Annotated in this window: 8 protein-coding genes and 2 pseudogenes; 8 read left to right on the top strand and 2 right to left on the bottom strand. The window is 67.7% G+C overall.

Annotated elements, in window-relative coordinates; translation table 11 throughout:
- Together AB0I52_RS24440 and AB0I52_RS24435 are read right to left on the bottom strand one after the other, a co-directional pair.
- Positions 1–525, bottom strand: a pseudogene (locus tag AB0I52_RS24440) (electron transfer flavoprotein subunit alpha/FixB family protein); the annotation flags it as partial.
- Between the two features lie 59 nt (positions 526–584).
- Positions 585–1370 carry an electron transfer flavoprotein subunit beta/FixA family protein gene (locus tag AB0I52_RS24435; RefSeq protein ID WP_363075874.1) on the bottom strand — a complete coding sequence of 262 codons (786 nt, stop codon included), beginning with the start codon at positions 1368–1370 and terminating at the stop codon, positions 585–587.
- Between the two features lie 107 nt (positions 1371–1477).
- Between AB0I52_RS24435 and AB0I52_RS24430 the strand changes: the two genes are divergently transcribed.
- From AB0I52_RS24430 to AB0I52_RS24395, 8 genes and pseudogenes are all read left to right on the top strand, one after another.
- Positions 1478–2182 carry a TetR family transcriptional regulator gene (locus AB0I52_RS24430; protein WP_363075872.1) on the top strand — a complete coding sequence of 235 codons (705 nt, stop codon included), beginning with the start codon at positions 1478–1480 and terminating at the stop codon, positions 2180–2182.
- 175 nt (positions 2183–2357) lie between these two features.
- Positions 2358–2759, top strand: a complete 402-nt coding sequence (locus AB0I52_RS24425; protein ID WP_362962700.1) for a zinc ribbon domain-containing protein — start codon at positions 2358–2360, stop codon at positions 2757–2759.
- 497 nt (positions 2760–3256) lie between these two features.
- Positions 3257–3619, top strand: coding sequence for a DUF2089 domain-containing protein (locus AB0I52_RS24420; protein WP_362962702.1), 363 nt, complete (start codon positions 3257–3259; stop codon positions 3617–3619).
- Positions 3616–3876: a hypothetical protein gene (locus AB0I52_RS24415; protein WP_362962704.1), complete on the top strand. Its 261-nt coding sequence runs from the start codon at positions 3616–3618 to the stop codon at positions 3874–3876. The genes AB0I52_RS24420 and AB0I52_RS24415 overlap by 4 nt, the downstream gene beginning before the upstream one ends.
- Before the next feature lie 17 nt (positions 3877–3893).
- Positions 3894–4325, top strand: coding sequence for a hypothetical protein (locus tag AB0I52_RS24410; protein WP_362962706.1), 432 nt, complete (start codon positions 3894–3896; stop codon positions 4323–4325).
- 82 nt (positions 4326–4407) lie between these two features.
- Positions 4408–5124, top strand: a complete 717-nt coding sequence (locus tag AB0I52_RS24405) for a hypothetical protein (protein WP_363075869.1) — start codon at positions 4408–4410, stop codon at positions 5122–5124.
- Positions 5125–5301: 177 nt separating this feature from the next.
- The gene (locus AB0I52_RS24400) at positions 5302–5898 is read left to right on the top strand and encodes a hypothetical protein (RefSeq protein WP_362962710.1); all 597 of its coding nucleotides are present in this window, start codon (positions 5302–5304) and stop codon (positions 5896–5898) included.
- 28 nt (positions 5899–5926) lie between these two features.
- Positions 5927–6010, top strand: a pseudogene (locus tag AB0I52_RS24395) (IS5/IS1182 family transposase); the annotation flags it as partial.
- Positions 6011–6060: the final 50 nt, after the last annotated feature.

Here is a 6060-nt window from a genome sequence, read left to right as displayed (position 1 = left end):
CGAGAACGACACCTCCAGCACCTCCACCACACCCGCACCCGAAACCGGCTCCACCGGCGCCGAGTTCGGCTTCACCGTGATCACCGGCGTACCCCTCGAAACACGCGACCTCGTCGTGAACGACGCCGCGAAAGCCGACTGCGTCACCACCGGACCCCCCTCACCCGCCTCCAGATCAGTCGCGTCCGTAATGATCCCCGAACCGATCCGCAACGCCAGCCGCGCAGCGATCTCCTTGCCCTCCGCCGACGACGCCACCAGCACCGCCACCGGCGACACCACCCCACACGCCGCCTCCAGCGCATCCACCTTCGGCACCACCAGATAATCCGCGTACTCCGACGCCTCCGACGTCAGCACCCGCACCGCACCATGCCCGGCCAGCACACCAGCCGTCCCACCCGCACCCACACCCAACGCCACCGCGACCGGCTCACCGATCCGACGCGCCAACGTCAACAACTCCAACGTCGGCTTACCGACCGCACCATCCACATGATCGACAAAAACAAGAACTTCAGCCATGGAACTTCAATCTCCTACAGATCGAAACGGAACAACCAGGAACCAGGAAACGAACGGGATCAGATGAACTTCTGACCGGCCAGGAACTCAGCCAACGCCCTACCGCCCTCACCCTCGTCCTTCACGATCGTGCCCGCCGTACGCGCCGGACGCTGCGCCGCCGAATCCACCACCGACCACGCACCCGCCAGACCCACCTCGTCCGCCCCGATCCCCAGATCATCCAGATCCAGCGACACCACCGGCTTCTTTTTCGCCGCCATGATCCCCTTGAACGACGGGTAACGCGCCTCACCCGACTGATCGGTCACCGACACCACCGCCGGCAACGACGCCTCCAGCCACTCCGACGCCGCGTCACCATCCCGACGCCCCGTCACCACACCACCCTCGACCCTCACCTCGGACAGCAACGTCACCTGCGGCACACCCAGCCGCTCCGCCAGCAACGCCGGAACCACACCCATCGTGCCGTCCGTCGACGCCATCCCCGAGATCACCAGGTCATAACCCGTCTTCTCGACCGCCTTCGCCAGCACCAACGACGTACCGACCGCATCCGTACCGTGCAGATCATCGTCCTCGACGTGAACAGCCTTGTCCGCACCCATCGACAACGCCTTGCGCAACGCGTCCTTGGCATCCTCCGGACCCACCGTCAACACGGTGACCTCCGCACCATCCACCTCGCCCGCGATCTGCAACGCCTGCTCGACCGCGTACTCATCCAGCTCCGACAACAGACCGTCGACATCCTCACGATCCAACGTCAGGTCATCGGCGAAATGCCGGTCACCGGTCGCGTCGGGCACGTACTTCACACAGACAACGATCCTCAAGCTCACGCCGGCTCTCCTCACTGATGCGGTTCGTATGCCGACCCTATGGCACTCAGTACCCTGAGTAAAGGTACCAAGTGCCGGATATCCGCTTCTGGTGCTACGTTTCCGCCATGACTGAGGACCGTGGACCAGCCAAGAAGCCGCCGATGCGTGACGTGCTTGCCGAGGCGGCCTTCGGGCTCTTCATGGAGCGCGGGTTCGAGCGGACCACGGTGGACGACATCGTCGCCAGGGCGGGAGTGGGGCGGCGTTCGTTCTTCCGCTACTTCCCGTCGAAGGAGGACGCGGTCTTCCCCGATCACGAGCGTTGCCTCGCGGACATGACCGAGTTCCTGGAGGCCGCCGGTGACGGCGATCCGGTGGACACGGTGTGCGACGCGGCCCGGCTCGTGCTGCGGATGTACGCCGTGAACCCGGAGTTCTCCGTGCAGCGTTACCGGCTCACCCGGGAGGTGCCCGGTCTGCGTACCTACGAACTCTCCGTCGTGCGCCGCTACGAGCGGACCCTCGCCGGGTATCTGGAGCGGCGCGGCGCCGGCACCCGGGACGCCGCGCTCCGTGCCGAGGTGATCGCCGCCTCGGTGGTCGCGGCGCACAACAACGGTCTCCGGTCCTGGCTGCGTTCGGGCGGTGAGGGTGATGCCGGGGCCGAGGTGGACCGGGCGCTCGAACTCGTACGCACGGTGTGGGGCCGGGCGGCCGGGCCACCTGCCGTGAGCGCCCGCGAGGACGAGGTGATCGTGATGGTCGCGGCGAAGGGCGCCCCCATGTGGCGCGTGGTGCAGCGCATTGAATCGGCTCTCGGCAAGGATTGAGCCGCCGGAAGGATCGAGCCGCCGGAAGGATCGAGCCGCCGGAGGGATCGAGCCGCCGGTCGGAGGCAACTTTCGGTACTCAGTACCTTTACGTGCTGGCACTAAGTGCCATACGGTGCCGGTGTGCCCGTCGCCGTAGGTGCGGCGCACCGAGTCGAGCGCGGGAGGCCGAGACGTGTTCAGTACCGGAACCGATGTGGGGCGGACGGCCGGCGACGCGGCGGAGCCCCACACCGTGGCGGGGCTGGTCTACCAGGTGTGCCGATGGTGCGGCACCGCCTCCTTCCGTAAACTGCTGTGTCCCGCCTGCGCGTCGAGCGACCTCGAACCCGAACGCAGCGATGGTCACGGCGTCGTCGTGCGGTCCAGTGTGGTGAACCGCTACTCGCGGGTCATGCGGAACGAGTCCCTGGTCCGCTTCCCCGAAGGCTTCGTGTACCGGTGCCGGATCGTGGGCGCGGCACCCCACCTCGTGAGTGTCGGCGACCGGGTCCGGCCCGTCGACGGCACGACCTCCGAGGCGGGTGAGGTGGTCCTCGAACTGTGCGATCCGCCCCTCACGGCCAACTGGTACTGACGCATCGCGGCCAGGGCCGAGGGCCGGCCGTGGAGCAAGTGAGCCCCTCCGGGCCGCCGGGGCGATCCGTGACCGGATCCACCCGGCCGAACGGGCGCTGAGCTGCGTCCGGCTGCTCGAACAACGGCGGTCGATGAACCCGCTGGCCCAGGCCGTTGACCACACGACCCCAGTCGACGAAGGGCCTCGTCAGCCGGCGGGCCAACGCATGCCCGCCCCTTCCGGGAGCGTCGTCGTCTCACCCCTCGCTCGACTCGTTCTCCCCGCCCGACGCCCCCATGTGTCCGAAATGTTCCCGAAAGGGCGTCGAGCGCGCCGTCCGGACGTCCCTCGAACGGCGGTCCGCGACCGAAGCGCCGGCGTGTCGCGCTCCGCTGGATGCATACTTGAAGTATTTGAAGCTCAAGTCAAAGAACTTAAGCTTTGTTCATTGACGACTTAAAAAAACTCAATGTAAAAATGAACGTGAGCGCATCACTGAGTGTGGGGAGCCGAGGGTGGACTGGCAGGAACTGACGGACCTGACGCAGGGGCGGCCGTTCGTGGTCGAGCGGGTCCGGCTCGCGGACAACGGCGTCGCGGTCGAGGGGCAGTTCGAGCCCCCGCAGCTGGCGCAGCTCGGCGTCGACGACCAGGTGTTCGTTGCCGCGTTCGTGCGGTCGCACGGTTCGATCAAGGAGATGGAGCGGATCTTCGGGGTGAGCTACCCGACGATCAAGTCCCGGCTGAAGCGGATCGCCGAAGCCCTCGATTTCGTCGACACCGACCCGGCGCCCGCCGGCGCCGACGTCGTTGACCGTCTGCAGCGGGGTGAGATCAGCGCCGAGGAGGCGCTGGCCGAGCTGGAGAGGCCCCGGTGATCCCGCAGTTGGTGACGGTGCGCTACCGCCGTTCCGACGGCCGTCGGCGACGGCTGTACGCCCCCGTCCTGCCGCTGGCCGTTGTGCTGTCACCTCTGCTGCTGCTCGCCGTGTCGGCCGGACTGGTCGCCTGCCTCGTCTTCCGGGTGAGTCCGGTGGGCGCGCTGTGCACTGCCTGGCGACTCCTGTGGGCCCTGCCCGGCACCCGGTTCGAGATGGAGCAGGGCCCGACGGCCGTGCTGATAAGCGTCAGATGAATCAGAAGGGGAGAACGATGATGAACGAGCAACGCCGCCAGATCCTGCAGATGCTGGCCGACGGCAAGGTCACCGCCGACGAGGCCGAGCGGCTGATCGACGCTCTCGAACGCCAACAGCCCGAGACCTTGCAGGGGGCCGCGCCCCGCCCGAAGTCGCGGCCCAAGTACCTGCGTCTGGTGGTGAACTCGGAGGACGGCGGCGGCGACGGGCCGAGCCGGGTCAACATTCAGATCCCGCTGCAGCTGCTGCGCGCAGGGGTCCGGATCGCGAGCCTCCTCCCGCCGCAGGCGCTCACCAAGGTCAACGCGGAGCTGAACAGGTCAGGGGTACCGATCGACCTCACCGAACTCAAGCCGCAGCACCTCGAGGACCTCATCGAGCACCTCGACGAGGTCACCGTCGATGTCGACGACCCCAGCGGAAAGGTGCAGGTGTTCTGCGAGTAACACCGCCACGGCCCAGGGCGCCGCTCGGGCGCAGCCTGCCCCGCGCCCGCCGGGGCACCGAATCGTGGCGTGTGCTGTTGTGGTGGCGCTGCTACCGCTTGAGGTGACGGCTGCGGAAGGGCATCCTGATGGGATTGTCGGCGGCCCAGTACTCGAGGCGCACCGACGGGCGCTCGTCCCCGAGCCCCCGGAGGGCAGCGCGAAGGAGGGGACGATGAAGTGGCTTGGCCAGTGGATCCACAACGCTGATGACCAGACCGCGGACTGGATGTCGAAGACGGACACGCCCGAGACCCGAAAGCGCATCCGACGGTGGTCGCGGATGGAGACGATCGGCGTGATGGCGGTGCTGGCCAGTATCCCGCTGCTCCTCCTCGCTCCGTTCGCCACACTCGCGTTGGCGATCTGGTTCGACGTTGCCGGCATCGATCGCACGGACGTGTACTGGTGGCTGTGGGGCACTGCCGCCGGGGTGCCGCTCGGCGGAGGCATCCTCATGGCCATAAGCAGTGATAAGCGCCTCGAGGCATGCTTCGCGGACGGGTATGTGTCGACAGGCCGCGTCGACAGGGTGATCGAGTGCCCCGGCGGCGGCGACGACCCTGCGTCGTACGAGTTGAGGGTCAGCGCAGAGCTGCCCGACGGAGTCGTCCTGCGCCGGAAGGTGTACCGGGACGGAAACAACCCTCGTCGGCGGCTCGGAGGACCGATCCGCTTCCGTCACAACACCCTCGATCCTGACGACGTGCACGACGTTCTGTTCGATGGGTTCTCCGGCGCGGACGCGAATGTGGCGTGATCATGCGCCTGCCGGAGCGCAGAGAGTCTGGGAGACTCGTCGGGGCCGGACGGGCGCTGGGCCCGACGGGCGCTGGGCCCGACGGGCGCTCCGCTTCCGCCACAACACATCCGACCCCGACGACGAACACGACGTGCTCTTCGACGGATGCCCCGACGACAGGACGGAGAACCGTCGATGACCTTCGGACGCCCCGGCAAACCGGCCCGCCCAACAGAGGAACCATTCGCCGAAGGGCATCTGGCCGTCGGCGTGATCGAGGACTCGATCGAAGACGGCCCCAGCGAGGTACAAGGCCCCGACACGCTCATCATCAGCGCCGACGTGTCGGGACACGGCGTTCTCCGCCGGAGGGTGACCTGCCCGCTGTCGGTACCCGGCCGTGGACGCGGCCTGGTCGGACAGGCCGTCGGACTCCGACACAACACCCACGACCCCGACGACATGGACGACGTGCTTGTCGTCCGGTGGCCGGTCGAGGTCAGGAGGGCCCTGGAACCGTTTCGTCCCGAGGGCCCCGGGGCGGGACGCGCACGGGCATGGAGGCTTCTCGCTCAGTGCAGTGCGCTCGTCACGGTGGGAGGCATCCTGCTGACCACGGTGACGCTCATCGGCTTGGTGTTCACCGCCGGCGATCTGTTCGCCGAACTCCCGGTATGGTTCCGGCCCGGCGCGGCGCTCGCCGCGAGTGCGGGCGCCGCGGTGCTGGGGCCGTTCGCGTTCGCCTTCTGCGATTCCCGCAAGACAGCGGCTCTGTCCCGCTCCCGCGCATGAACCCCACCCCTTCGTCAACTCCCCGTTCGTGATCCTGGACGGTGCCCTGCCGCCGATCGACCGGATCGCCGCCGACACCCCGTACTACTCGGGTAAACACAAGCGTCACGGCAATGAAGACCTGGCGCCGCATACAGAAACTCCGCTGCAGCACCAACCGCG

The sequence above is a fragment of the Streptomyces sp. NPDC050423 genome, from assembly GCF_040655445.1.
Classification (GTDB): domain Bacteria; phylum Actinomycetota; class Actinomycetes; order Streptomycetales; family Streptomycetaceae; genus Streptomyces.
The sequence above is the reverse complement of the archived record's forward strand: the minus strand, read 5'-3'. Positions and strand labels throughout refer to the sequence as shown.